At 45.9% G+C, this 23,373-nt stretch carries 27 protein-coding genes; 10 read left to right on the plus strand and 17 right to left on the minus strand.

Going from position 1 to position 23,373, the window contains the following annotated elements; genetic code table 11:
- Positions 1–34 precede the first annotated feature (34 nt).
- Positions 35–379: a toprim domain-containing protein gene (locus MKY98_RS21205; protein ID WP_029518206.1), complete on the plus strand. Its 345-nt coding sequence runs from the start codon at positions 35–37 to the stop codon at positions 377–379.
- Positions 380–468: 89 nt separating this feature from the next.
- Here MKY98_RS21205 and cyoE read toward each other — a convergent pair whose 3' ends face one another.
- Positions 469–1,413 (minus strand): heme o synthase, encoded by a 945-nt coding sequence (gene cyoE / locus MKY98_RS21210; protein ID WP_013311855.1) that lies wholly within the window; start codon positions 1,411–1,413, stop codon positions 469–471.
- Positions 1,414–1,616: 203 nt separating this feature from the next.
- Between cyoE and MKY98_RS21215 the strand changes: the two genes are divergently transcribed.
- Positions 1,617–2,600, plus strand: coding sequence for a metal-dependent hydrolase (locus MKY98_RS21215; RefSeq protein WP_029518205.1), 984 nt, complete (start codon positions 1,617–1,619; stop codon positions 2,598–2,600).
- Between the two features lie 255 nt (positions 2,601–2,855).
- Here MKY98_RS21215 and MKY98_RS21220 read toward each other — a convergent pair whose 3' ends face one another.
- Positions 2,856–3,077, minus strand: a complete 222-nt coding sequence (locus MKY98_RS21220; RefSeq protein ID WP_013311857.1) for an alpha/beta-type small acid-soluble spore protein — start codon at positions 3,075–3,077, stop codon at positions 2,856–2,858.
- Positions 3,078–3,198: 121 nt separating this feature from the next.
- On the opposite strand from MKY98_RS21220, the gene MKY98_RS21225 reads away from it, so the two are divergent.
- The gene (locus MKY98_RS21225; RefSeq protein WP_007431986.1) at positions 3,199–3,366 is read left to right on the plus strand and encodes a hypothetical protein; all 168 of its coding nucleotides are present in this window, start codon (positions 3,199–3,201) and stop codon (positions 3,364–3,366) included.
- Between the two features lie 43 nt (positions 3,367–3,409).
- On the opposite strand, the gene trpS is transcribed toward MKY98_RS21225, so the two are convergent.
- Positions 3,410–4,399, minus strand: a complete 990-nt coding sequence (gene trpS, locus MKY98_RS21230; RefSeq protein WP_029518204.1) for a tryptophan--tRNA ligase — start codon at positions 4,397–4,399, stop codon at positions 3,410–3,412.
- A gap of 453 nt (positions 4,400–4,852) precedes the next feature.
- On the opposite strand from trpS, the gene MKY98_RS21235 reads away from it, so the two are divergent.
- On the plus strand, positions 4,853–5,818 hold the full coding sequence (locus tag MKY98_RS21235; protein WP_029518203.1) for an aldose 1-epimerase: 966 nt from the start codon (positions 4,853–4,855) through the stop codon (positions 5,816–5,818).
- 90 nt (positions 5,819–5,908) lie between these two features.
- Complete coding sequence (locus MKY98_RS21240) at positions 5,909–6,145, plus strand: alpha/beta-type small acid-soluble spore protein (RefSeq protein WP_013311861.1); 237 nt, start codon at positions 5,909–5,911, stop codon at positions 6,143–6,145.
- Between the two features lie 144 nt (positions 6,146–6,289).
- On the opposite strand, the gene MKY98_RS21245 is transcribed toward MKY98_RS21240, so the two are convergent.
- The gene (locus tag MKY98_RS21245; protein WP_029518202.1) at positions 6,290–6,691 is read right to left on the minus strand and encodes a hypothetical protein; all 402 of its coding nucleotides are present in this window, start codon (positions 6,689–6,691) and stop codon (positions 6,290–6,292) included.
- Between the two features lie 261 nt (positions 6,692–6,952).
- Complete coding sequence (locus MKY98_RS21250; RefSeq protein ID WP_341011224.1) at positions 6,953–8,740, minus strand: M3 family oligoendopeptidase; 1,788 nt, start codon at positions 8,738–8,740, stop codon at positions 6,953–6,955.
- A 97-nt stretch (positions 8,741–8,837) separates the two neighbouring features.
- On the opposite strand from MKY98_RS21250, the gene MKY98_RS21255 reads away from it, so the two are divergent.
- Together MKY98_RS21255 and MKY98_RS21260 are read left to right on the plus strand one after the other, a co-directional pair.
- Positions 8,838–9,008 (plus strand): YycC family protein, encoded by a 171-nt coding sequence (locus MKY98_RS21255; protein WP_014277894.1) that lies wholly within the window; start codon positions 8,838–8,840, stop codon positions 9,006–9,008.
- Complete coding sequence (locus MKY98_RS21260) at positions 9,005–9,241, plus strand: hypothetical protein (protein ID WP_029518200.1); 237 nt, start codon at positions 9,005–9,007, stop codon at positions 9,239–9,241. The genes MKY98_RS21255 and MKY98_RS21260 overlap by 4 nt, the downstream gene beginning before the upstream one ends.
- A gap of 88 nt (positions 9,242–9,329) precedes the next feature.
- Here MKY98_RS21260 and MKY98_RS21265 read toward each other — a convergent pair whose 3' ends face one another.
- Positions 9,330–10,061, minus strand: a complete 732-nt coding sequence (locus MKY98_RS21265) for a DUF2225 domain-containing protein (protein ID WP_049817024.1) — start codon at positions 10,059–10,061, stop codon at positions 9,330–9,332.
- A 21-nt stretch (positions 10,062–10,082) separates the two neighbouring features.
- Positions 10,083–10,460 (minus strand): globin domain-containing protein, encoded by a 378-nt coding sequence (locus MKY98_RS21270; protein WP_029518198.1) that lies wholly within the window; start codon positions 10,458–10,460, stop codon positions 10,083–10,085.
- A 411-nt stretch (positions 10,461–10,871) separates the two neighbouring features.
- Between MKY98_RS21270 and ylbJ the strand changes: the two genes are divergently transcribed.
- Positions 10,872–12,167: a sporulation integral membrane protein YlbJ gene (gene ylbJ / locus MKY98_RS21275; RefSeq protein WP_039272721.1), complete on the plus strand. Its 1,296-nt coding sequence runs from the start codon at positions 10,872–10,874 to the stop codon at positions 12,165–12,167.
- Positions 12,168–12,233: 66 nt separating this feature from the next.
- Positions 12,234–13,037, plus strand: coding sequence for an NAD kinase (locus tag MKY98_RS21280; RefSeq protein WP_013372943.1), 804 nt, complete (start codon positions 12,234–12,236; stop codon positions 13,035–13,037).
- 58 nt (positions 13,038–13,095) lie between these two features.
- Here the strand turns inward: MKY98_RS21280 and MKY98_RS21285 are convergent, their stop codons facing one another.
- Both MKY98_RS21285 and lipA read right to left on the minus strand, forming a co-directional pair.
- Positions 13,096–14,010: a YutD family protein gene (locus MKY98_RS21285; RefSeq protein ID WP_069012602.1), complete on the minus strand. Its 915-nt coding sequence runs from the start codon at positions 14,008–14,010 to the stop codon at positions 13,096–13,098.
- A 24-nt stretch (positions 14,011–14,034) separates the two neighbouring features.
- Positions 14,035–14,937 (minus strand): lipoyl synthase, encoded by a 903-nt coding sequence (gene lipA / locus MKY98_RS21290; protein WP_029518195.1) that lies wholly within the window; start codon positions 14,935–14,937, stop codon positions 14,035–14,037.
- Between the two features lie 246 nt (positions 14,938–15,183).
- Here lipA and MKY98_RS21295 point away from each other — a divergent pair, with 246 nt between their 5' ends.
- The gene (locus tag MKY98_RS21295) at positions 15,184–16,290 is read left to right on the plus strand and encodes a M23 family metallopeptidase (RefSeq protein WP_069012601.1); all 1,107 of its coding nucleotides are present in this window, start codon (positions 15,184–15,186) and stop codon (positions 16,288–16,290) included.
- 46 nt (positions 16,291–16,336) lie between these two features.
- Here the strand turns inward: MKY98_RS21295 and yunB are convergent, their stop codons facing one another.
- From yunB to MKY98_RS21335, 8 genes are all read right to left on the minus strand, one after another.
- Positions 16,337–17,146 carry a sporulation protein YunB gene (gene yunB / locus MKY98_RS21300; protein ID WP_051718005.1) on the minus strand — a complete coding sequence of 270 codons (810 nt, stop codon included), beginning with the start codon at positions 17,144–17,146 and terminating at the stop codon, positions 16,337–16,339.
- A 126-nt stretch (positions 17,147–17,272) separates the two neighbouring features.
- The gene (locus MKY98_RS21305; protein ID WP_069012600.1) at positions 17,273–18,205 is read right to left on the minus strand and encodes an aldo/keto reductase; all 933 of its coding nucleotides are present in this window, start codon (positions 18,203–18,205) and stop codon (positions 17,273–17,275) included.
- Between the two features lie 89 nt (positions 18,206–18,294).
- The gene (locus tag MKY98_RS21310) at positions 18,295–18,984 is read right to left on the minus strand and encodes a DNA alkylation repair protein (RefSeq protein WP_069012599.1); all 690 of its coding nucleotides are present in this window, start codon (positions 18,982–18,984) and stop codon (positions 18,295–18,297) included.
- A 19-nt stretch (positions 18,985–19,003) separates the two neighbouring features.
- Positions 19,004–19,621 carry a DNA-3-methyladenine glycosylase family protein gene (locus MKY98_RS21315; protein ID WP_069012598.1) on the minus strand — a complete coding sequence of 206 codons (618 nt, stop codon included), beginning with the start codon at positions 19,619–19,621 and terminating at the stop codon, positions 19,004–19,006.
- 63 nt (positions 19,622–19,684) lie between these two features.
- Positions 19,685–20,500: an SPL family radical SAM protein gene (locus MKY98_RS21320; RefSeq protein WP_029518189.1), complete on the minus strand. Its 816-nt coding sequence runs from the start codon at positions 20,498–20,500 to the stop codon at positions 19,685–19,687.
- Positions 20,490–21,032, minus strand: coding sequence for a methylated-DNA--[protein]-cysteine S-methyltransferase (locus MKY98_RS21325; RefSeq protein WP_029518188.1), 543 nt, complete (start codon positions 21,030–21,032; stop codon positions 20,490–20,492). The genes MKY98_RS21320 and MKY98_RS21325 overlap by 11 nt, the downstream gene beginning before the upstream one ends.
- Positions 21,033–21,048: 16 nt before the next feature.
- The gene (locus MKY98_RS21330; RefSeq protein ID WP_069012597.1) at positions 21,049–21,618 is read right to left on the minus strand and encodes a bifunctional transcriptional activator/DNA repair enzyme AdaA; all 570 of its coding nucleotides are present in this window, start codon (positions 21,616–21,618) and stop codon (positions 21,049–21,051) included.
- Between the two features lie 190 nt (positions 21,619–21,808).
- Positions 21,809–23,293, minus strand: a complete 1,485-nt coding sequence (locus tag MKY98_RS21335; RefSeq protein ID WP_069012596.1) for an alanine/glycine:cation symporter family protein — start codon at positions 23,291–23,293, stop codon at positions 21,809–21,811.
- Positions 23,294–23,373: the final 80 nt, after the last annotated feature.

Genomic DNA, 23,373 nt, shown 5'->3' on the forward strand with positions numbered 1-23,373 from the left:
TCGAGCATATGTATCAGACAAGGGGTGAGCTTAAATGGCGATAACCGTGATCGTCGAAGGGAAAAATGACCGCAGCAAACTTCGCCGATTACTTGACCCGGAGGTTCACATTTTATGCACCTTCGGCACACTAAACTCTATAAAACTGGAATCCCTCCACAAGCGAGCCAAGCACGACGAAATATATTTATTTATGGACAATGACAGCTCAGGGAAAAAAATAAGGGGTGTGCTTGCAGACTCTTTTCCAGATGCCTACCATATGTATACCCGCAAAGGATACGCTGGCGTAGAAGGGACTCCAGACGAATATGTGATCGCTCAATTGGAAAAAGCAGGATTGGAAGAATACATTATATACCCGCCACCTGTTCTTTAGTCTTGAATAACAAAAAAGGCTGTCCTCAGGCCGCTTTCATGCCTGTTGGACAGCTATATGGTGTACTATAAAATGCCTCTAAAATGACATTAGAATTTATGAACCGTATCGACGATCATCAGCAAGAAGCTGAGTGTCAGATGGTTAATGGAAAAGAAAAATACTTTTTTGGCCCAGGAATCCGTTTCTTCTTCCTTAATCGTAAAACCTTTAAAGGCATAGAATGCCCACAGCACGGACAGTAACACGGACACGATCATAAAAATCATACCGGCATATCCATAAGCATACATAAGGATGGGTACCGGAATCAGCAATACAATATAAGGAATCATCTGAATCTTTGTCCGATGGATACCTTTTACGACTGGCAACAACGGAAATCCTGCTGCGCGATATTCCTCAACTCTGCGAATAGCAAGTGCCCAGAAGTGAGGCGGCTGCCATAAGAACAGGAGAGCGAATAAAAGCCAAGCGCCCATATCAATACGACCCGAAGCGGCCACATAACCAATTACAGGAGGCATTGCACCAGAAATACCGCCGATGGATGTACTCCATGTAGATGAACGTTTTAACCAAAGTGTATAAATACCGACGTAGACGAACATACCAAGTAATCCCAGTAACCCTGCCTTTACACCAGAGAAGAAGAATAGAACAGCTAACCCTACAACACCCAAAATAATAGCGTATGACAACACCGTTGTAGGGGTCAGACGCCCTGTTGGCAGTGAGCGATTACGTGTACGCTCCATTTTCAAATCCAGCTCACGGTCAAAATAGTTGTTAAAAACACAAGAAGACGCCATAACTAGCATTGTACCTAAAAGTGTAAGAATTAGCTTTATATAGTCAACGTCCCATTGCGATGCTAACCAAAAACCACCAAAGGCTGCAACCAGATTGGTACGAAGGATGCCTGGCTTGGTAACTGTAATAAAATCTTTCCAAGTGCCCGCTTTGCCGGGTGGTTTAGATTTTACAGAATAGGTAGCCGCATCCGAAGAAGTCTTATAACTTATATTATCCATTGTGAGTAACTCCCCCTTAGAGATGTATGAATTCGGGAGTAAGTTGAACTCCGATATAAATTTTATCATATACCTACCCCAAAAAGTTTGACAGAAAACGCACAAAACGTTCACAATTCCGATGGCAAATCGCCCCTGCTGATCGTTTACAGTAAATTTGGGTAGTAATAAGTACAGGAAACAATACAAAAGGAGCGACAGATATGGATACAGCCACACACTTTGTCATGGGAATCGGATTGGCCGGTCTGGCCTACACTGACCCTGTCGTCGCCGGAGATCCAAAGTTGGCCGCAGTGGTGCTGCTCGCTACAGTTATAGGGTCACAAGCTCCGGATTTTGACACTTTGCTTCGGTTGAAAAATAATGCAGCCTACATTCGCAATCACCGTGGACTGTCGCATTCAATTCCCTTCTGGTTGATATGGATCTTGTCCATAACAGGGCTAATTTGCCTGATCTTCAGAGATGTGCCCCCAGGTCATGTAGCATTATGGGTAACGATTGCCGTCTGCCTGCATGTATTCACAGATTTATTTAATACGTACGGAACACAGGCATTCCGGCCGTTTACAAACAAGTGGATATCTTGGAATATCATCCATATTTTCGATCCCTTTATTTTTGGCACCCATGTTGCTGCGATTATGCTGTGGATCACCGGATTGATTCCACCCGCTCCCTTATTTATTACGCTGTACGTCATTATTGGCCTGTATTACATTTGGCGAACCTGGAGTCATTTTATTACCAGAAAAGCGGTACGTAATATGGACAACGAGCGTCAGGAGGGCGACAATTATTATATCATTCCCACCGTATCATGGAACCGGTGGCATGTGGTAAAAGCTCATCAGAATGGAAGTTATGACATCGGTGGATTAAATGGCTCGCACTTATTTTGGACGAAACACGCAATTCCATCCACACATCCTGCCGTAGAAGCATCCAAATCCTATCGCGATGTGCAGGCATTTCGCTATTTTTCCTCCTTTGCCGTTGCCGAGGTGGAAGAACTGGAATGGGGCTATATTGTGCGATGGGGAGACGTCAGGTATCGACACCGGAGACAATATCCATTCGTGGCTGTGGTCGCGATGGATAAGCAGTTTGGGCTGATCAACAGTTATATCGGATGGCTCAGTGACGAAAAGATGCAAAAACGCCTTTCCCTGCATACGAATTAAAATCTGCTTACAAGCTAACAACCAGCCGTATGAACAAGAGACAGCAAGTTCCCCCTTAATCTGGGAGCTTGCTGTTTTTTTGGCCATTCGCGCCAAAAATCACATCTCATGAAAGCGCCCTCTTGACGAAGCGGACTTGCGTGATTCACAATGGTCATAAGCCATGCGTAAAAAAAATCCGGAGCATGATCGCTCCGGATTTTCTTCATGACAGTTGCTCATAATACAGCTTCCAAGATGGAGTGTTTATGTGTATTACTGCAAACGGCTGCTGCCCGACAAGGATTGTTCTGCTTGTTGGACTAGCTTTTTCGTAATATATCCCCCAAGAGAACCTGTTTCGCGGGAAACAACATTACCGAAGTAACCGTCCTGAGGGATGGTGATGCCAAGTTCTTGAGCTGCCTCATATTTTAATTGTTGTAAAGCGGCGTTGGCCTGCGGTACTTGCAGGTTGTTTGAACGACGTCTGCTCATATTTGAATCTCCTTTCAGTTCTTTGTGAGTGAGGTTCATTGCAAGCTTGCAAGATTATTATGGCTCGCTTACAACTACTTATTCCTGAAATTCAACATTCGAACACTGGAGGTTTTTACCAATGAGCAAAGGTTTATCCCTATGGTTCGCCGTTTCATCCATTGTCCTGCTGACCGCAGCCGCTATATCCATCAGTTATTCCGCATGGCTTGCCATTCTACTGGGGCTATTATCTGTCGGCAATATTGGCTGGGGTTTCGTGGTCAAAGCCCGACAACGCCGCTCCTAATCCAATCCTATAAAAGGCCTAATTCGTTTCGCCTCAATATGCTTTAGCGTAGACGTGGCAGAAAGCCCATGCGCTCTTTGACCGCAGACAGCGTGACTTCAGCAGCTTCTTGTGCACGCTCTGCGGATTGGGCCAAAATATGTCCAATTTCACCAGATTCCCGGATATCGCGATAGCGTTGCTGAATCGGTTCAAGCATAGCCACAACCGTCTCTGCCAGTTCTTTTTTAAATGTCCCGTACATTTGGCCTTCATAACGATCCTGCACTTCTTGGAGCGACAAACCGGAACACTGGCTGTAAATGCTCATTAGATTACTAATTTCAGGTTTATTGGCCAGATCATATCTAACCTCACTGCCAGAATCGGTCGTAGCGCGGCTGATTTTCTTGCGTATGACTTTCGGTTCGTCCAGTAGCGCAATAAAACTGCCTGCATTCGGATTACTCTTGCTCATTTTTTTGGATGCATCATCCAGGGACATAATTCTCGCCCCTACTTCAGGGATATACGGCTCGGGAATTGTAAAATAATCTCCATAACGATGATTAAAGCGGCCAGCCAAGTCCCGTGTCAGCTCCAGATGCTGTTTCTGATCTTCGCCCACCGGGACGAGATCCGCGTTGTAGAGCAAAATGTCAGCTGCCATCAACGACGGATATACGAACAACCCTGCTCCTACGGAATCCTTGCCAGCAGCCTTGTCCTTAAACTGAGTCATACGTTCCAGCTCGCCCATATTCGTCAGTGTTGTCATCAACCATCCCAGCTCAGCATGCTGAGGAACATGGGATTGTAAAAAGACGTTGGATTTCTCTGGGTTAATACCCGCTGCAATAAATAATGCCGCTACCGCCTCCGACTGCTCGCGTAATTGAGCTGGTTCCTGCGGTACGGTAATCGCATGAAGATCTGGAACCATAAAGTAACATTGGTGATCCTCTTGCAATTTGACAAAGTTTTTCATTGCACCAATGTAGTTGCCCAAAGTAAGTTGTCCGCTAGGCTGAATACCTGAAAGTACAGTTTTCATACTCTTCCTCCTCCGATTATTTCAATATTTAGAACGCAAAAAGGCCCCGCATCCTCAAGGGACGCGAGACCGTGGTACCACCCTTATTCATTGCCGTCAGCCTTTGCTTATCGGAGCTATGCGCCATGACTGATTGCAATCTTAAAGCTCCGTTAACGGGGAGCAATCGGCCGTCATACTGAGGACTGTAAAATCCTGTTCTGTGCGGCACTCCAAGGTCCATTCAGCAATGCAGGCTCACCGGTTCCCATCCACCACCGGCTTTCTGAAGAGCTTATGCGAAAGCTTACTTGTCCTCATCATCGCGTTATCCATGTCATTACTTTCTAAACTACATTAATGATAATTCCGCATAATGTTATTGTCAAATGACGATTGTGCCCTACGATCAAAAATCTGTTATCATAATGACACGAAGCTTCAACCGATTATAGTGGACAAAGGAGCATGGATATGAAACAAGTGACCAAAGAACACTGGAACGGTTACGACACGTATGTTTTACATAGTGGTGAACTGGAGGTTACGATGATCCCTCGCCTCGGGAATAATATTATCTCAGTGCGTGATCTGAAGCTCGACAGGGATATCGTACGTCGGCCCGGTGAGGAAGAATTGGCTTTTTATTTACAAAAGCCTTATCATTTTGGCTTGCCCATTTTGATTCCTCCTGGCCGAATTCGCAAAGGACAATTTGAGTTTGACGGTGTTCCTTACCAGTTCGACCGAAATACAGCCAATGACAACCATATACACGGTCTGCATCGTAATCAATCCTGGCGCTGCAGTGATATTGAAGAGGATGAAGAAGGTTGCAGTGTCACTACCGAGCTTTTGACAGAAAGTGATCCGCACTGGATGGAACAATTCCCCATTCCTTTGCGTCTGGAGATGACGTATCGCTTGCAGGGTGCTATATTAAGTCAAACACTGCGCGTAACCAATTTGGGTGAAAAAGCAGCCCCATTTGGCTTGGGATATCACACTTGGTTTATGGTGGACGGAGAACCTGAGCGCTGGCGCCTAAAGCTACCTGTAAACGGCGTATATGAACAGGATGCTGAACAGCTACCTACAGGTATCATTACTTCGTTGAATGACTTGGAACAGCTCTCTTCGGGTCTTTCTCTGAAAGGAACGAATCTAGATACGTTGCTGCGGGCAACGGAAGGCCCTGCTGTAGCTCTTTTGACTCGTGATGATGGTTATCAAATCCGCTACACAGCAGATGAGCAATACTTTAAGTATTGGGTGTTATACACCAAAGGTGAATGCGATCAGTATCTTTGCATTGAGCCTTATACCTGGCTGTCAGATGCTCCTAATTTACCTGATCCTGTTGAAGGAGGCGGGCTGATCCGTCTGGAGCCTAAGCAATCCATCGATCTCAAAACTCAGATTCATATCATATATCCGTAATTTCCCTCTAGTCACTTTCCTTCCTTCGGCGCATATTTTCATAACTCTGTCGCATACTAACCTCATCACAGCCGAAGGAGGTGACTACACATGAATGAAGCTAATCAAGGCAGAAGTCGTCGCAGTAACAACCTTGTTGTTCCTCAAGCCAACAACGCACTGCAACAATTGAAATATGAAGCTGCACAAGAGCTGGGCATCACCATTCCGGCAGATGGTTACTACGGTGACATGCCATCCCGTGAAGCTGGTTCTCTGGGAGGCTATATCACTAAACGCTTGGTACAGCTGGCCGAACAGCAATTATCAGGACGTTCAGGTCAATAAGCGTCATTATTCCACATGAGCATTCCGTTCATCGTAATTTACCAAAATGCGTTATAACGGGCATATAACATAGGCGGTCTTCCCAAGGAAGGCCGCCTTTTCTCTTTTTTAAATTAGGATTTTGCAAAATTCTCATATTGATGATTATTCCGAATTAGCCGCTCGGTATGTAGGCTTGTTGTAGCGGATCATGAGATTCGCCATGTTGTAGTTGGACTCCAGTGTTGCATCTACCAAAATCGTTCCTTGTCTGATGGCAAAATCGAAAGCAATCTCACCATGAGTCCAGCTACGCTTATGATTTAGCGTTTCTAGGGCCATACGCCGAAAATCCTCCCGATGCTTTGCTGATAACCCCGGTTCTACTGCTGCTAACGTGCCACCTTTACCTGCAAGCGGATTATGGCGAATCCCAAACTTCCCAACTACATTGTTACGTATTTGTACAAATACGATGCCTGACGACAAACCCGCCAGTTCATTATCCAGTTCTTTTAAAACGATATCCATCTGCCTTGCCAACGACAATTGACCTACTTCATCCATTACAAAAACCCTCCTATATACCTTGTTCAAAAATAATTAATAGGTCTTACGACTCAATTATATGCGAAGATTTTTAACCTTACAATCAAAACCAACATAATTGGGTATTTATAACTATTTTCTAAGTATATCCATCATTTTAAATTTCGCCAACAGGTAATGTTAATTACACTTCGACATTTTGCGACTTTGTTCATCATCTTCTGCAAAAATTACAAAAAAGGCCTCCCTTATAGGAGACCTTTCAAAAGTGTAAATCCGTTATTTTGTCATTTGTAAAAATTGCTCAATATCCTGAACAGTAACTTGCGCAGCATTACGCCAGAAGTCAGCCTGTGTTAAATCGGTACCTAAGTGCTTGGAAGCCAATTCTTCGACTGTCATGCGACCAGTATCACGCAGCAAGACATCATATTGGTCGGCGAAGCCGTCAGGGTTTTCCTTCGCAAAAGCGTAAATTCCTGCACTGAACATATACCCGAATGTGTACGGGAAGTTGTAGAAAGGAGTGTCCGTAATATAGAAATGCAGCTTGGATGCCCAAAAATGAGGATGAGCCTCATCCAGGATACCACTAAACGCTTCACGCTGCGCTTGTTCCATCAACTCGCTTAATTGTTGTGCTCCTACGACTCCTTTTTTCCGCAACTCGTAAAAACGGGTTTCAAATAGGAAACGGGCATGAATGTTCATAAAGAAGGCTACACCACGCTGAATTTTATCCTCCAGCAAAGCTACCTTCTCCTGACCCTCGGCAGCTTCCAGCAAAGCATCTGATACAATAAGTTCTGCCAGCGTCGACGCCGTCTCAGCTACGTTCATGGCATAATTCTGATTCAATGGGTGCAATTCATTCATCACATGCTGGTGATAACCGTGTCCGAGCTCATGGGCCAGTGTCGAAACGTTGGATGGTGATCCGGCATAGGTCATAAAAATACGGGTCTCTTTGCTTAGACGCAGAGATGTACAGAAACCACCCGGACGTTTGCCAGGACGATCCTCTGCTTCAATCCAACTTTTCTCAAAAGCCATTTGGGCAAAGTCAGCCATTCTCGAGCTAAATTTACCAAATTGCTCAACAATCGTTACAGCAGCATCGTCGTATGGGATTTTAGTGGTTGATGTTCCCAGCGGAGCTTCAACGTCATGCCAGGACAGCTTCTCTAAGCCCAGCAGCTTTGCTTTCCGCTCCAAGTATTTAACTACAATAGGCTTTGTTTCATTAATAACCTGCCACATCGTATCCAGCGTTTGTGCGGACATACGGCTGATTTCCAGCGGTTCTTTAAGCACATCTGTCCAGCCTCGTTTTTCATATAGCTTCAGACGGAAGCCTGCCAAATGATTCAATGTATCCGCGCAATAGTCCTCTACCTGAGCCCATGCCTCTTCCCAACGTGCAAACACATCTTTACGTACGCTGCGATCTGCTTCATCCAACTTATTAGCTGCCTGACCTACAGACAGGTTTACGATCTCGCCATTTTCTGGTACAGGGATCGTCATATTTTTGACAATGGTATCATAGAAGTCGCCCCATCCATGGTAGCCATCCACTGCCAGATCCAATGCAAGGCTTTCCAGCTCAGGAGCCATTTTTTCACGTGCTTCGTTCCGATATTCGTTCAGGACAAAAGAAATCGGCTGGATAGCTTCGCGCTCCATCCATTTCTGCCAAATGTCTTCACTGGTTTGTGCCAGCAAGTTCTGGAAAGATACTAAAGCACTTTTCCCTTGGGCATACAGCGTGTTGACACGCGCTCCCAGTTGAACAGCCAGCTTGTCGTGCTGGTTTTGAGCAGTTAGACAAGAGACAAAGGAACCCGCCTGCGACGCGCCATTAAACAGCTCCTGGATGCTACTCAATACACTATCCAGACGCTCGGTATCCAATACCGTTTGTGGTACTTTAGCTGCTTTAAGCTGGGACTGCAGCTGTTGGACCTTGCTTTCCAATTCTTCCAAAAATGCATGGAATGAGGCAGAGGAAGACCCTCCGCTAAAAATAGATTCCAGATCCCATGTTTGCTTTAACGGTGTTTTCATAATAGTTCCACCTTTCTTTTTTGGCGAATTCATGTGGTTTCATATACAATAAAGCTACATCGTGATAGTAAATCACTACAATTGGGAGGAAAACAGAATGAGACCCTTACAAATTTCGCCGGAAACGGCTGTGAAATTATCCGAAAAGCTCGGTATTCCGCTGGAACACCTTATGCATACACCCCAGCACATTTTGATGCAAAAGCTGGCCGAACTGGCTAAAGAAGAAACCGCTGACCCGAACGGCGGAGAATCGGACAAATCATGATCCCTTTTCATAAAACCTGGCCTTATGACATCGTCATGGGAGACGTTTATGTACAGTCTTGTCCGTTTTGCGACCAGGATAATGTATTGCTGCCCCTGAAGCCTAAAGAACTTAAGCTCATACACGAAGGTATGAAAAAGCTGCTTGTGTTTCCATGTTGCCATAACAAGGTTACTTTAGTGGATTGTGATGACGATTATTTGCTGTCAGATACCACATTGCGTCATCATTAATTCATGAGTTGTAAGAGAATATAACCCGTTTTACAAACAAGGTGTGAACCATGAGCCTAAATCGGCCATAGTGCACACCTTTATTTCTTCAGGAGGAGCTTGCGTCTTGCATTTCCTCCGGCAGTTGGAAATTTTTAGCCATCATTTGTTCTCGCAGTACAGACCACTGTTCGCGGGAAGCCCGGATCATGGCTGCATCCATAATCTTTTTGTCATTAATGACACGCGAAAACCAGCGTACCGCTTCGTTAAAGTTCCCTGTACGTCGATGCAATTCACCAATCAGATACAGCAGTTTGGCATTATTCGCCCCGACACCCTCCAGCTCATAAACCCGAACGTAAGAATCCAGACTAAATTTGAGAAAGCGAAGCTCCTGCTCCTCATTTCCCTGGTATCTGTACATCCATGCGATATGCTGTAATAGACTGGCTACTACGCGTTCCTTTTCTCCGATGACCTGGGCACAGAGTAAACCCAGTTTATACGTTTCTAATGCCTCTTCCCAGCTACGATGCCCGCCATATTCGCGAGACTGCCAGCGATTACCGATTTTATCTCTAAAAATCTTGGTTTGCTGATCGCTTAACTGAACGGTAGAGTGCTCTGTCGAGGTAAACCCACAATGAGGACAGACCCTTACGACATAAAAATCCGGATTTTCATTCTTATAATAAGCGCAAAAATCTGAATCTGTACGAATGGCCTTCTTTAGGCTTGGTCTGACACGAGATGTCTGAAATTCTTCTTCACAATGTGTGCAGGTGATTTTAATCTGATATAACGGTTCAAGTTCCAATGTTTTTACAACCCTCTCCAAAATTCGGCAATCCCCGCAAGCTTACGGGGTATTTACAAAATGATGCGCAGGACCAGACAAACGGTTAAGTATGATGGAACGAAGCGGCTCCTCAATGCCCGTATCCGTTAACGCACCTGCCATACAAGACAACCATGCCTCTGCTCGCTCCTCCGTTACGGGAAACTTCATATGTCTCGCACGTAACATTGGATGACCATATGCATCAGAAAAAAGGGACGGTCCTCCAAAAAACTGGCTCAGGAACATAAACTGCTTTTCCTTAACCGGTTCCATGTCTTTAGGAAACAGGGGACTTAACAACGGATCTTTATAAACTCTCGGGTAGAAGGCCTCAATAATAGCACGAATACCTTCCGCGCCCCCAAGGTTGTCATAAATGCTCAGGCTAGGGTTCACTTTTCCTCCAACTTTCTGTGCTATGGTAATAAATATACACCCGTATTATAACAAAAAACAAAAAATGACGCTAAAAATAAGCGTCATTTTATCAATTTAACATATGAAGAGGATGTGCTTCGTTGCACATAGCTTCGTCATTCTATAAATACAATTAATAACTCCGCCAATCCTCTTCACCGGAATGGACGAGAGAGGCACGAATAACATACACAAAAGCACATACGAACAGACCGGCAACGATACTCATCCTGATCACTCCATCCTTAAGGTTATGGATCGTTGTTTTCCTATTTTAACATACTATTTACAAAAATACAGCAACAAATGTAACCGTTTTCTTTATTTTTTTGTACTCTTTGTCCATCCCCGACATAGGTATAATAGTACAACTCCAAAGGAGGGGCCTCTATGTCGCTATACCGTCGTTACTCGCTTCCTCTGCTCATCCTTTCACTGCTATTCCTATTTATACTTATGGCTGTATACCCGCAATCTTCTCTGAATGCCGGGCTTCGGGGGCTTGCCATCTGGTGGGACGTGCTGTTTCCGTCTTTATTCCCGTTTTTCGTTATTTCCGAGCTTCTCCTCGGTTTCGGAATTGTTCATTTCATAGGTGCGCTGTTGGATCCGCTGATGCAGCCTCTATTCCGTGTACCTGGCTGTGGAGGTTTTGTCGCTGCGGTCAGCTGTGCATCCGGTTACCCGATTGGAGCTAAACTAACAGCCAAGCTGTGGGAGCAAAAATGGATCACACGCATTGAAGGAGAGCGTTTGGTCGCATTTACGACTTCCTCTGATCCGATATTCTTGATCGGTGCGGTTTCCGTTGGCTTCTTCCATCAACCAGAAATTGCACTCGTGCTGGGCGCGGCTCATTATGGTGGTGTGCTCATCATCGGGCTACTTATGCGCTTCCACGGTTCCCGTTCAGGGGAAACAGATACTCGCAGCGACCGCCCTCAACCTACTCCAAAAGCCTGGTCGAAGTCCACGAATACAAAAGCTGCAGGTCGCAATAGACAGCCTGGACCCCTACGCCAAGCATTATATGCCATGCATACAGCTCGTTTGGAAGATGGTCGTCCATTGGGTGAGTTACTCCGTCAGGCGATTACTTCCTCCCTACGCCTTATTATTGTCGTAGGAGGGCTAGTTGTATTCTTCTGCGTCATTTTAGAAGCTTTGACGAACTCCGGTTTAATGAGCGGGCTTCATCTGCTTACGGCAAACCTCTTGACTGCATGTGGTCTTCCTCCTACGTTAACGGAGTCCATCGTAGGTGGCATTTTCGAAGTCACTTTAGGAGCGCAGGCCGCAGGTAAAGCCACGGCAGCGGTACCATTCAAGGTAGCCGCAGCCGCTTTTGTGCTCTCCTGGGGCGGGCTATCGGTTCATGCGCAGGTTGCAAGTATTTTAAATATGACGGATCTTCGTTATATGCCATTTTTGTTGGCCCGGGCTGCGCACGGCTTCATCTCGGCACTGCTCGCTCTCGTGTTATGGCAGCCTCTGATGGGGCAGGGAAGCTCTCCAGTCTTTTTTCCAATATACGACATCGTATGGTCCCCTGGCTTCTCGTCCGCCATGCTGTTGCAAAGTCTGCTGTTTCTTGGCTTTATACTGGCTGGAATGCTTAGTCTCTCATGGTTGAGTGTGGGTACACGTCGCTTATACGTACGTTTGAGAAGAACACACAGGCAATGAACGATTGTGTTCTTGCTCATAATTGATTATGATCGATATATACCCATGACAAAGGAGCTTTTCATCTTGAGATATTATGTTCTGGATCGCGGGGATCAGCACTCCATGGACTTGAGTCAGCAATTTCACCGTCTTGCCCAAGAAAAGAATTTCAAGCTGGATGCCGAATCGCCGGAAATCGTCGTGTCTATTGGAGGCGATGGTACAATGCTTCATGCGTTTCATACCTTCATCGACCGCATTCCGGATATTGCCTTTGTTGGTGTACATACCGGTCATCTAGGCTTTTACGCCGATTGGCGTGCGGACGAGCTGGAGGAGCTAATCCACCTGATGAGCCAAAGCGGATCTGAGGGACCGCTTAACCCGAGAATCGTTAAGTATCCACTGATTGAGTTGGAAATTCACAAGAAATCAGGCAATGCTTCTTTTATTGCCTTGAATGAGTTTACGTTAAAAGGGGTGGATGGCACTGTCGTTGCCCAAGTAGATATTAACGATATCACCTTTGAAATGTTTCGCGGTGACGGTATATGTGTTTCTACCCCCTCAGGGACGACCGCCTATAATAAAGCACTTGGCGGAGCTATGGTTCATCCCACCATTGAAGCATTGCAATTGACTGAGATCGCTTCCATTAATAACCGCGTGTATCGGACACTAGGATCGCCATTGCTACTGCCCAAACATCATCATTGTGATATTTTTTCACGGAAAGATCAGCGTCTTTTATTGACAGTAGATCACCTGAACTTTCCTGTGGATGACTTAATCTCTGTTCGATGTCAGGTCGCAAGTCAGAAGATCAGCTTCGCTCGTTACCGTCCTTTCCCATTTTGGGATCGAGTACGCAACGCCTTTCTTAATTAGAACCTGTAAAAGAGCCGACTCTGGCTCTTTTTTTACAAACAAAACGGTTCCTGAAAATTCAGGAACCGTTTTGTTGTGGAGCAGTAAATGTTTTATTCTTTTTACTACCCTCAGTTTTTTCGGCTTTAGCAGCTGGATGGGTCTGACGCTGGCCCTCAGGTTCACGTGAGACACGAACTTGCCGTCCCTCCCGATTTTCCTTTGGTTGACGCTCATAGCGTGGTCCACGTGATTCCTTTTTATCGAAATTCCCTTGCTGATTGCGCTGTCTACGCGGTTCGCGGGCTTGCTGCCCTTCACCCGGATTGCGTCCATCCTTCGCTTCACGTGGTTCTCTTGGCTGGCGCGAATCACGTGCTTCACGTGGCTCACGTTGCCGATTTCCTTCACGTCCTTCTCTGGATGAACGACTTTCACGAGCTTCACGCGGCTGTCGCTCACGTACTTCCTGGGCATCCTTCGGTTCCCGACGTTGCAACTCGCGTGGTTCTCGGAATTCTCGAGGCTGCTCCACTCGCGATTCCTCCGTAGCTATGGAATCCTGTTGTGGTTGCGGCCACTCCTGTTCTCCAGCTGTATGTTGCAATACTTCTTGCTGCTCTTCGGTTTCTAACGTTCCCGCTTGTTCCCTTTGAGCATCTACCAACTGCTGAATATCTGGAGCAACGATTTCATCATTGACGCCGTTTTTATTAATCACTTCACGGCTTTTTTGCAGCACAAAATAGGCACAGCCAAAATTGCAGTATTCATTAATGTAATCGTCCAGTACCACTATAGATGTATCCTTATTTGCTTTGGGATGGCCGTCTCGATAAAAGCCCTTCAGACGCAGCTGATTGTAACCCCAATCACCAATAATGTAATCATAGCGATCCAGCACTTCACTATACCGATCACGAAACGCTTCGGGATTCCATCCGTTCTTGTGATCCTGCAACAATTCATAGTTTTTACCACCGATTTGAAACAAGCTATTCTGACCGCCTTTCCCGGATCAAGCCTGCGAAAGGGCGCTTTCTTCCTTATGCTGAGCGGCTGACTTCACCTGCTCATGCGCTTGGTAGGAGCTGCGGACCAACGGTCCAGATTCAACGTGGCTGAATCCCCGCTGTAATCCCTCTTCCTTTAACTTCGCAAAATCTTCCGGTGGATAATATTTTTGCACATATAAATGTTTCTCGGACGGCTGCAAATATTGACCAATTGTCAGAATGTCACAATCGACTTTACGCAGATCATCCATGGCTTGTAAGATCTCGTCCCACTCTTCTCCGACACCTAGCATGATGCTTGATTTCGTTGGAATAGCCGGATTTAATTGCTTCGCACGTTGAAGCAGCTCCAGAGAGCGACGGTATTTCGCTTTAGCCCGAACCTTGTCGGACATGCGCTCCACCGTTTCAATATTATGATTCAGAATATCTGGTTTGGCATCCATGACGATTCGCAGCGATTCAATATCGCCCATAAAATCGGGAATCAATACTTCTACACTGCACAAAGGTAACCGGCCGCGAATCGCACGAACCGTTTCTGCAAATATAGTAGCGCCCCCATCTTTTAAATCGTCGCGAGCCACACTGGTTACGACACAGTGCTTCAAATTCATGTTCCCAGCCGCTTCCGCGACGCGATCAGGCTCCTGCAAGTCAAGTTCCGTAGGCAATCCCGTATTTACTGCGCAAAAACGACACGCACGCGTACAAATATCACCCAAAATCATAAATGTAGCTGTCCTATTGGCCCAGCATTCATATATATTAGGGCATCGTGCCTCCTCACATACGGTATGTAATGTCTTGGAACGCATCATGCTCTTGATTTCTTGATAGTTATCGCCTGTCGTAAGTTTAATACGAATCCAGTCGGGCTTAGCTTCCTTCTCTTTTCTAGACAATGGCATAGACCTTCTTTCTGATAAGCTTAAGCTGTCATTGTCATACATTATAACATGAAAGCCATGGAAAAACCTCCATTCATTGTTCCCTTTTTGATATGACATTGATGCCGAAAAAAGTAAACTTTTTATATGGATAAAAGCGGCGGATATGGCTCAATCTAAACAAAAGCGCCCTATTCACGCTATTGAATAGGGTCTAGAATTTACTGGGCGGTTAAGCCCTTCTATAGGAGGTCGGTTCACGTGCCTTACCCTACGCGGACAGCCCGCGCTGTTCGTCTGTTATCGCTGCTGATATGCGCTGCTACACTGACAACGGCCTGTCCGCTTCCTGCCCATGCCTTTGCCAATCACTTACAATCCTCGTCCGCCGGAAGCAGCCTGACAGTTAATGTAGATGCTGAACATGCACAGTCTTCAATGTATATTTCCAGGCTTGCTTTATATCGTTCCATCGAAGCCCTGACAGGAGTCCCTTGGTACAGGCTGGCCGCCATCGACCAGTATGAACGTACACTTACGGTGGCCCATCCCAAAGATCGCAAGCATGCAGAACGGACCATAGGTATTTTCGTTACGGGACCGATCTGGTCCGGCTTGATGAACCCTGATTCGGAGGATCAAAATCCACGTTCCATAGAACTATTTTCCGGGCTGGGACAAGACGGTTCGGGTGATGGAATTGCTGACCGTAATAATGACAAGGATCTGCTGTTCAGCATCGCATCTTATCTCGGAAAGTATGGAAACAACGAGGATGAATTTGGTATTGCTGTTTGGGAATATTACCATAACAGCCGCGCAGTTCAAAGAGTTCAGCAGTTTGCCAAGCTGTATCGGACGTATGACAAGCTGGATCTGGTCAGTCAAGCTTTCCCCCTTCCTTTAGGCAGCATTTATAGCTACCGCAGCACATGGGGAAGCCGTCGCAGCTGGGGGGGCTACCGTATACATGAAGGAACTGATCTGTTTGCTGGCTATGGAGTTCCAGTTCGCAGTACCTGCTACGGTGTAGTTGAAATGAAGGGCTGGAATCCCTTTGGAGGATGGCGCATCGGAATCCGAGATCTCAACAACCGCTATCACTACTATGCGCACCTTTCCGGCTTTGACAAAACCGTTCACAACGGAGACGTCGTTACACCTGGCCAGACGGTTGGCTGGGTCGGAAGCTCGGGCTATGGAAAACCCGGTACCCAAGGCAAGTTTCCACCGCATCTGCACTATGGTATATATCGGGACAATGGCTGGGCAGATTGGTCCTTTGACCCGTATCCATTATTAAGACAGTGGGAGCAGTCCGAACGCAAAGCGCTCAAAACAGGAAAGACAAAAGGGACCTCCTCATAGGGTCCCTTTTATTTTTCCAGAGCAACTCACGCCACTCCACTCTGCTCTATGGCGTTGGGGGCTGACTAGAGGAGTTTGGGTCTTCCTGTACCTCTGGAACACTTACTATGCTGGAATCTATAGCGCCGCTACTCTCTATGGAATGGGGAGGCAACGCCAACTGCGGAGCGGCTGCACCATTTTTACCTACTGGTTTTCCCTGATTGTCATAGTAGTACATCGGAACGTTGCCCACCACCAGCAAATAAGAAACGGGGATTTCCGTCTCCACAATCTGAGGTTGCATCTCAAACGGTATAACCACAGACACTTCCGTCGTAATCCGAATATACACTTCAACCAAGATCATGTTTATGCCCGCATCCTGTTGCCGCGTATTTAAATCCACCTTGATCGCTCCATGCGGCTCCACCTTTAGAGGAATCTTGGGGCCATAAGCTGCCAACAATGGACTGCCCAATGCCTGACCAATCGGAACGCTCTCATCAAAATGGCTCATGCTGTCCATCGTTGCCTTAACTGCTTTGAGCGTGTCTGACGTAATTCTCATATGCTCTGCATAATTCAGAACAAAGCCGGAGGTTCTTCCTTGTGCATCCGTTCTCCATTCGATCAAATTATCAGCTGTCTTCCCCTGCTCTACCTGTGCTGTAATTGCTGAATTAATAGCCTCCGTCGCCATTTGTTTGACCCGCACTTTTGCCAGATGCATCATGGGCGGCTTCAAATGCTGCTCCACATAAGCAGCCACCTGTATGATTCCTACCAGCAGCGCCAGTACCACAATCAAAAATACTCTACGTCTGCCGCGTCGCCTTCTGTTGGGCGCGCTGTGCCATTGCGGTCTTCTCATCATCCGATCCCCCCGCAGCGTTGAACTTACCCTACAAGGATATGCAAGGAAGGGACGAAAAAGAAGCCGCCCGTCCGGCAGCTCCTCTAGATGGAACAAATATATAATTGCAAATATAAGGTGCACTCATTATTTGAAAATATGGTCAATCTTTTCGATATCAGCCTGACTCAATTGGACATTTAGCGTCTTCAGATTCGCCAGCACCTGCTCCGGCCCCTTCGCCCCTGGAATGAGGGCATCAATCGAATCGCGGGTCAAATACCATGCGAGCACTACGTGAGCAACCTCTGCATTCAACGCATTGGCAATCTCCCGTACCTGCTCCACTTTGTCCAAATTAAGAGCAAATGTATCTCCCTGAAACAGTGGATTATTCGCTCTAATGTCCGTGAAGGTCATGTCTTTCGTATACTTACCACCCAGCAATCCTGAAGCTAGCGGGAAATAAGGCACAAACGAAATGCCATTTTCCTTGGTATAAGGCAGCAGATCCTTCTCAGCTTCCCGTTGAAACAAATTATATTGGGATTGGAGCACATCTACATAACCGTCGCTATTCGCATCCTTAAGTTGTTCAATGGAAAAGTTAGATACGCCAATAGCCTTGATTTTGCCTTCGTCCTTAAGCTTCTTCAGTTCTCCGACTGCTTCTGCCTTCGGCGTAGCTTCATCGGGGAAATGGATATAGAACAGATCGATATAATCGGTCTGCAATCTTTTCAGACTGGATTCGACGGATTCACGCAAAAAAGCAGGCGAGTTGTCAAAAACGACCTCTCCGTTCACAAATTTGTGTGCACCCTTCGTGGCAATAACAGCTTTATCACGCTGACCACGCTCTTTCAATACCTCACCAATTAATCGTTCCGAGTGCTCAGGTCCATAAATAAAAGCCGTATCCAGAAAATTGATGCCGTTATCCAAAGCTGTGCGAACGACTTCTTTGCCCGTTTCATTGTTCAAATCGGAAAAGAGATTATGTCCTCCCACCTTATTTGCACCCAAACCGATTGGTTTTACATATAAATCTGTTTTACCAAGACGCACTTGCTCTGCCAATTCACGTCATCTCCTTTTCGAAAGTTACTTCCATTTTATTATTAAATTCCAAAAAAGGCAAAGTGCGTACCTGGCTGCTGAGCCCCATCCTATTTTCTTTTTCGCTTCATACTACGAATGGTCGTTTTTGTGGCCTGATCCACCCGATATGATTCCGTGATTTTTTGCAGAGCTTTATTGAAAGTAAAATCATCCAATGTATTATGATTTAAATACGCCATCGTTGCCTCAGGCAGTTTGATATAACAGATCGATATCGCCCATGCTACCGCCATTTGTACATAATAATCCTCACGATGGGTCTGATCTAGCAGAGCAAACACCCGGTTCATATACTGTTCCTCAATATAAAAATTCAGAAGCATAACTACACCAAACCGAATTTCATATTCTTTCTTGGAGAGCAAGTAGGGTTGAATAAACTCCCACACCCGTTCTTTATGATGTTTGGTGATTTTCAATCCGGCACAGAAACTATCACATACGGACCAATTATCAATTTTAGGAACAAACTTGGCGGTATAACTCAAAACTTCCTCTATATCCGTTTTTACAGAACCAATCACCATGCCTTGCAGCATGACTTCTTCGAAGTGATCACTTTCAGCAGTCTCCAGATAGAGACGCCAATCCCCTTTGGCGATATTTTGAGCTAGCTTACGCAGCATTGGCAGACGTACACCCAGCACATTATTAATCGTCGGAAGCAATGCAGCCGTGAATTTCTGAAAATCCGCATCCACATATGACAGTATTTGTTCTCTGATTGTTTTCTCCATCGTTTCCACTCCCTGATTTTTAACGAAATGAAATACTCCACAAATAAATGGAGGCCACCGAACCATAAGGCGAATAGACTCGGCGGTACTCCTCGAATTGCTGCTTGGTCAATGTATCCAGATGGTACAACTTCATCATTCCCCGTCGAATAGCCATATCACCCCAACTGACGACATCTGGACGCTCCATGCAATTCATCAGCATCATTTCAGCCGTCCAAGGTCCTATCCCTTGCAGCGAGGACAATTTCTCGATCACCTGTGCATCGGAAAGCTCATATAATTTCTGTAAATCCAACAGGCCCTGCTCGATCGACTGGGCTATATTAAGGATACATGTGGCCTTTTTCATGGTGATGCCACAGCTTTGAATATCTAAAGCCGTCTGAACAGCTATATTTTGTGGAGTGATCACGCCTAACTTCTCCTGCATCCTTGCCCATATGGTCTGAACCGCCTTGGCCGATATAAGCTGTCCCACAATTGCATGAACGAGCGCCGCAAACAGGTCAGGAATGATCACCCGTTCTACCTTGCCCATTTGCGTCATCGCTGCACCAAGTACGGTGTCTACGTTTTTTAGATAATTGATTTCCTTGTCCCCATAATCAAAGTTTTTGGTCATTACGGTTTGCATTCGTTCTCCCGCTGCCCCCTTATATGGTTCACTCTTGGTTCAATGGCATAGACTTCTGTTCCATCAAGGTTCGAATCCTTCTTTGCTCACGTAGAGCTGTTCTTTCGGGAAAACATGGAGAAAACGTTCATAAACCGTCTTATAGGCAGCAGGATGATACCATTCTTCCAGCCCCAATGACTCGTACAGCGCACCTATTTTTAAGCTACGCGTTCGTCTCCCCCCACTGCCATCTCCCATAAAATAATCATCAATACAGACACGGTTGACCAGAGGCAAAAGCTTGTCTGCAAAATGTTCACTGCTTGGAAGCATCGGAGCAATCGTAGCTTGCGTCGGTACACCTGCCTCCTTTAAGAGATGCAGCGTTTGGAGACGAGCCTGGATGGGAGGAGCTTCCGGGGTAAAATGTTTGCGTATATCTTCTCGATCTGTTTCTACAGTCATACTTACACGAACACGATCCCCCAATCGGAGCAGTAAATCGGTATCCCGCCGTACCAGTGGACTGCGCGTCTGTAAAAAGAGAAAATCTGGTGGCTCATCCACCATCACCTCCAGCAGAGACCGGGTCACCTCTTCCTTGTACTCAGCAGGCTGATAAGGATCTGTGCTTGACGACATGAAAATCGTGACTTTACCTTTGGATTTGGCTCTACGAAGTTCCTTGCGAAGAATATCTGCCGCCTGATTTTTAATATCAACCCATGTCCCCCACGCTTCCTTCCGAAATGTGGAGACTGGCAATTGGCGTACATAGCAATACGAGCAACCAAAGGTACAACCTGTATACGGGTTCAACGAGTGTGTATACCCTGACAAGAAGCCGGTCCCTTTATTCAGAAGTGTCTTTGGGGATTTGTAATACTCATTTTTCATACTGAACCAACGCCACTCTTTCCTTTTCGAGCTGCAAAAGCTTAACCTTCATGTCCAAACCACCACGATATCCGGTCATAGCTCCATTTTTACCAATGACCCGATGACAAGGGACCGTAACCAAAATCGGATTAGCACCGATGGCGGCCCCCACCGCACGAACAGAGGCTGGTTTTTGAATAGCGTTGGCAATATCTGAATAGGATAGTGTTTCCCCATACGGAATATCACACAACGCATTCCAAACCGCCAGCTGGAATGCAGTCCCCTGAAAGTCAAAGGGCAATGTAAATTGGGTGCGCTCCCCTTGGAAATATTCAATCAGCTCCTTGGCATAGGGCTGTAAAGCAGCATCCTCTTCAACTAAAGGGCTACCGGGAAATCGACTTCCTGCCCATGAAAACAATTCCTCTACAGGATGATTGGGCGAGCCCACATAACATAGTCCTTCCGATGTAGCTGCAATATATAAATTCCAATCCTCATGTGTCAACAATGACCAATAGATCGTTTTATTTATTTGATGTGCCATGCTGTGTACCTCCATTTTATGTTGCTTTCGATTTGAGTTGGCGATATTGCAATGGGGTGTAGCCTGTATTCTTTTTAAATAACGTAATAAAGTAAGGTGCATTGGACAGACCTACGTTCTCCCCCACTTCCGCAACAGATATATCTGAGCAGATGAGCAGCTCCTTCGCTTGTTCCAACCTGGTCTGCTGTATATATTCCATCGGGGTTAGATGCATGACCCGCTTGAAGGTACGATGTAAATGATACGGACTTCCATGACTTATCTCAGCTAGGATGTGCAATGTTAAGTCCTTCATATAGTTAGAATTCACGTATTCTGTAACCCGTGCGATCCATTCATCATCAGGCAATCGTTGTCCTATCGGTTTACATCTTTTGCATGGACGAAAATGCTCGGCCAATGCCTGTTCCGCTGTTTTAAATAGACGGATGTTCTCTCTTTTGGGAGGTCTGGATTTGCAGGAGGGGCGACAAAATATTCCCGTTGTCTTCACAGCGTACAAAAATACCCCATCATAAGACTTGTCGTTTTCTACGATAGCTCTCCACTTGTCGTCAGTTATGGATAAATCGGATGTTGTCATTCAAATCCCCTCTCTGATGCAAATGTGGCTCCCCACATACCATGGCAGGATTATTCAAAATCCCTCTGTCTAAATTATAAACTAAATAGTGAACATATGTACCCTTCTTGGAATGTAAAGGCAAGATAACGAAAAAAAGATGACTCCCCGCGGAGCCACCTTTGATCTTACTTATCTATCTTATTTAGGCTTAAAGCTTGCTCGGTTTAGCGGTGATCGTCAACTCATCTGAAAGAGGCTGATATTCCTTTGACCAGTACTCGGTATTTGAAATACCTGCCTTCTCCGGGTCAAACACCGGGTCAAGCCCTTGCCTCCGCTGCTGTTCGTAATCCTTAAGCACCAGAAGAGCAGGCTTGGCCAACAGAATCATAGCAATCAGATTCACCCAAAGCATAATGCCGACACCCATATCCCCCAGTGTCCACGCCAACGCAGATTCCTTGACAACCGTTCCATAGAATGTCGAACCCAGAATAACCAGCTTTAACAGGAACATAGGCCATTTGGCTTTACGATCGGCAATCAGGTAGGCCATATTCGTTTCAGCGATATAATAATAGGCGATAATGGTGGTAAAGGCGAAAAAGAACAATGTAATGGACAAAAGACTCGACCCAAAACCCGGAAATACCGATTCGATGGCAGCCTGTGTATATTGAGTTCCTTCTTCAACACCCGGAAGATGCTGCACAATATAGCCCCCACCTGGTCCCTTCACATTGTACATCCCTGTAAACAAGACCATGAAAGCCGTAGACGTACAGACTAAAAAGGTATCTACATATACAGAAAATGCTTGAACCAGTCCTTGCTTTGCGGGATGAGACACTTCTGCGGCGGCGGCTGGATGGGCACCAGAGCCTTGTCCTGCTTCATTCGAATAAATGCCTCGTTTTACCCCCCAGGCAATGGCTGTCCCTGCTATACCACCGAACACTGAATCGATACCGAAGGCACTGCGAAAAATAAGGGCAAATACATCGGGAAGCGCAGTAATGTTCGTCATCATAATATAGAAAGAGACAAGGATGTAGCCAAGTGCCATAAAGGGTATGACTACCTGTGCCACATTGGCAATTCTTTTTACACCACCAAATATGATAAGCGCCAGCAACACGACAACTACTATCCCGGAAACCTTCATATCCATACCAAACGAACTATGAAAAGCTACCGCAATCGAATTCGATTGAGTTCCCGGCAACAGTAAACACATAGCGACCAACGCTACAACTGCGAAAATAACCGCAAACCATTTTAAGCCTGTCCCTTTTTCAATATAAAAGGCCGGGCCGCCTCGATACTGACCATCACGCTTTACCTTATAGATCTGAGCCAGTGTAGATTCAACAAACGCAGTGGCCGATCCGATAAAAGCCATGACCCACATCCAAAATATTGCCCCGGGTCCTCCCATACCGACTGCCAGTGCAATCCCCGCAATATTCCCCGTTCCTACACGTCCTGATAACGCCATCGTAAAGGCCTGAAATGAGGATACACCTGCCTCAGAACTTTTCCCTTTAAAGACAAGGCGAATCATCTCTTTGAAATGTCTGATTTGCAGAAATCGAGTCATAATTGAAAATAATAGCCCCACGCTCAAACAGACATATACCACAGGATTGCTCCAAATGACGCCATTTACTGCCTCTGCCCACTTCTCTAACATTCCTTGCATTTCCCCCTGATCCATCAATTCATATTCAGTTAATGTTTTCAGAAAATTTTTCATATTTACAAGAAATTATA

This window comes from Paenibacillus sp. FSL M8-0228 (genome assembly GCF_038007385.1).
In the GTDB taxonomy this organism is placed as follows: Bacteria; Bacillota; Bacilli; order Paenibacillales; family Paenibacillaceae; genus Paenibacillus; species Paenibacillus polymyxa_D.

Bases quoted from the DNA above. Each gene is read 5' to 3' on its own strand.
- MKY98_RS21205 (WP_029518206.1), top strand. From the start codon at position 35: ATGGCGATAACCGTGATCGTCGAAGGGAAAAATGACCGCAGCAAACTT.
- cyoE (WP_013311855.1), bottom strand. From the start codon at position 1,413: ATGGATAATATAAGTTATAAGACTTCTTCGGATGCGGCTACCTATTCT.
- MKY98_RS21215 (WP_029518205.1), top strand. From the start codon at position 1,617: ATGGATACAGCCACACACTTTGTCATGGGAATCGGATTGGCCGGTCTG.
- MKY98_RS21220 (WP_013311857.1), bottom strand. From the start codon at position 3,077: ATGAGCAGACGTCGTTCAAACAACCTGCAAGTACCGCAGGCCAACGCC.
- MKY98_RS21225 (WP_007431986.1), top strand. From the start codon at position 3,199: ATGAGCAAAGGTTTATCCCTATGGTTCGCCGTTTCATCCATTGTCCTG.
- trpS (WP_029518204.1), bottom strand. From the start codon at position 4,399: ATGAAAACTGTACTTTCAGGTATTCAGCCTAGCGGACAACTTACTTTG.
- MKY98_RS21235 (WP_029518203.1), top strand. From the start codon at position 4,853: ATGAAACAAGTGACCAAAGAACACTGGAACGGTTACGACACGTATGTT.
- MKY98_RS21240 (WP_013311861.1), top strand. From the start codon at position 5,909: ATGAATGAAGCTAATCAAGGCAGAAGTCGTCGCAGTAACAACCTTGTT.
- MKY98_RS21245 (WP_029518202.1), bottom strand. From the start codon at position 6,691: ATGGATGAAGTAGGTCAATTGTCGTTGGCAAGGCAGATGGATATCGTT.
- MKY98_RS21250 (WP_341011224.1), bottom strand. From the start codon at position 8,740: ATGAAAACACCGTTAAAGCAAACATGGGATCTGGAATCTATTTTTAGC.
- MKY98_RS21255 (WP_014277894.1), top strand. From the start codon at position 8,838: ATGAGACCCTTACAAATTTCGCCGGAAACGGCTGTGAAATTATCCGAA.
- MKY98_RS21260 (WP_029518200.1), top strand. From the start codon at position 9,005: ATGATCCCTTTTCATAAAACCTGGCCTTATGACATCGTCATGGGAGAC.
- ylbJ (WP_039272721.1), top strand. From the start codon at position 10,872: ATGTCGCTATACCGTCGTTACTCGCTTCCTCTGCTCATCCTTTCACTG.
- yunB (WP_051718005.1), bottom strand. From the start codon at position 17,146: ATGATGAGAAGACCGCAATGGCACAGCGCGCCCAACAGAAGGCGACGC.
- MKY98_RS21310 (WP_069012599.1), bottom strand. From the start codon at position 18,984: ATGGAGAAAACAATCAGAGAACAAATACTGTCATATGTGGATGCGGAT.
- MKY98_RS21315 (WP_069012598.1), bottom strand. From the start codon at position 19,621: ATGCAAACCGTAATGACCAAAAACTTTGATTATGGGGACAAGGAAATC.
- MKY98_RS21320 (WP_029518189.1), bottom strand. From the start codon at position 20,500: ATGAAAAATGAGTATTACAAATCCCCAAAGACACTTCTGAATAAAGGG.
- MKY98_RS21325 (WP_029518188.1), bottom strand. From the start codon at position 21,032: ATGGCACATCAAATAAATAAAACGATCTATTGGTCATTGTTGACACAT.
- MKY98_RS21330 (WP_069012597.1), bottom strand. From the start codon at position 21,618: ATGACAACATCCGATTTATCCATAACTGACGACAAGTGGAGAGCTATC.
- MKY98_RS21335 (WP_069012596.1), bottom strand. From the start codon at position 23,293: ATGTTAGAGAAGTGGGCAGAGGCAGTAAATGGCGTCATTTGGAGCAAT.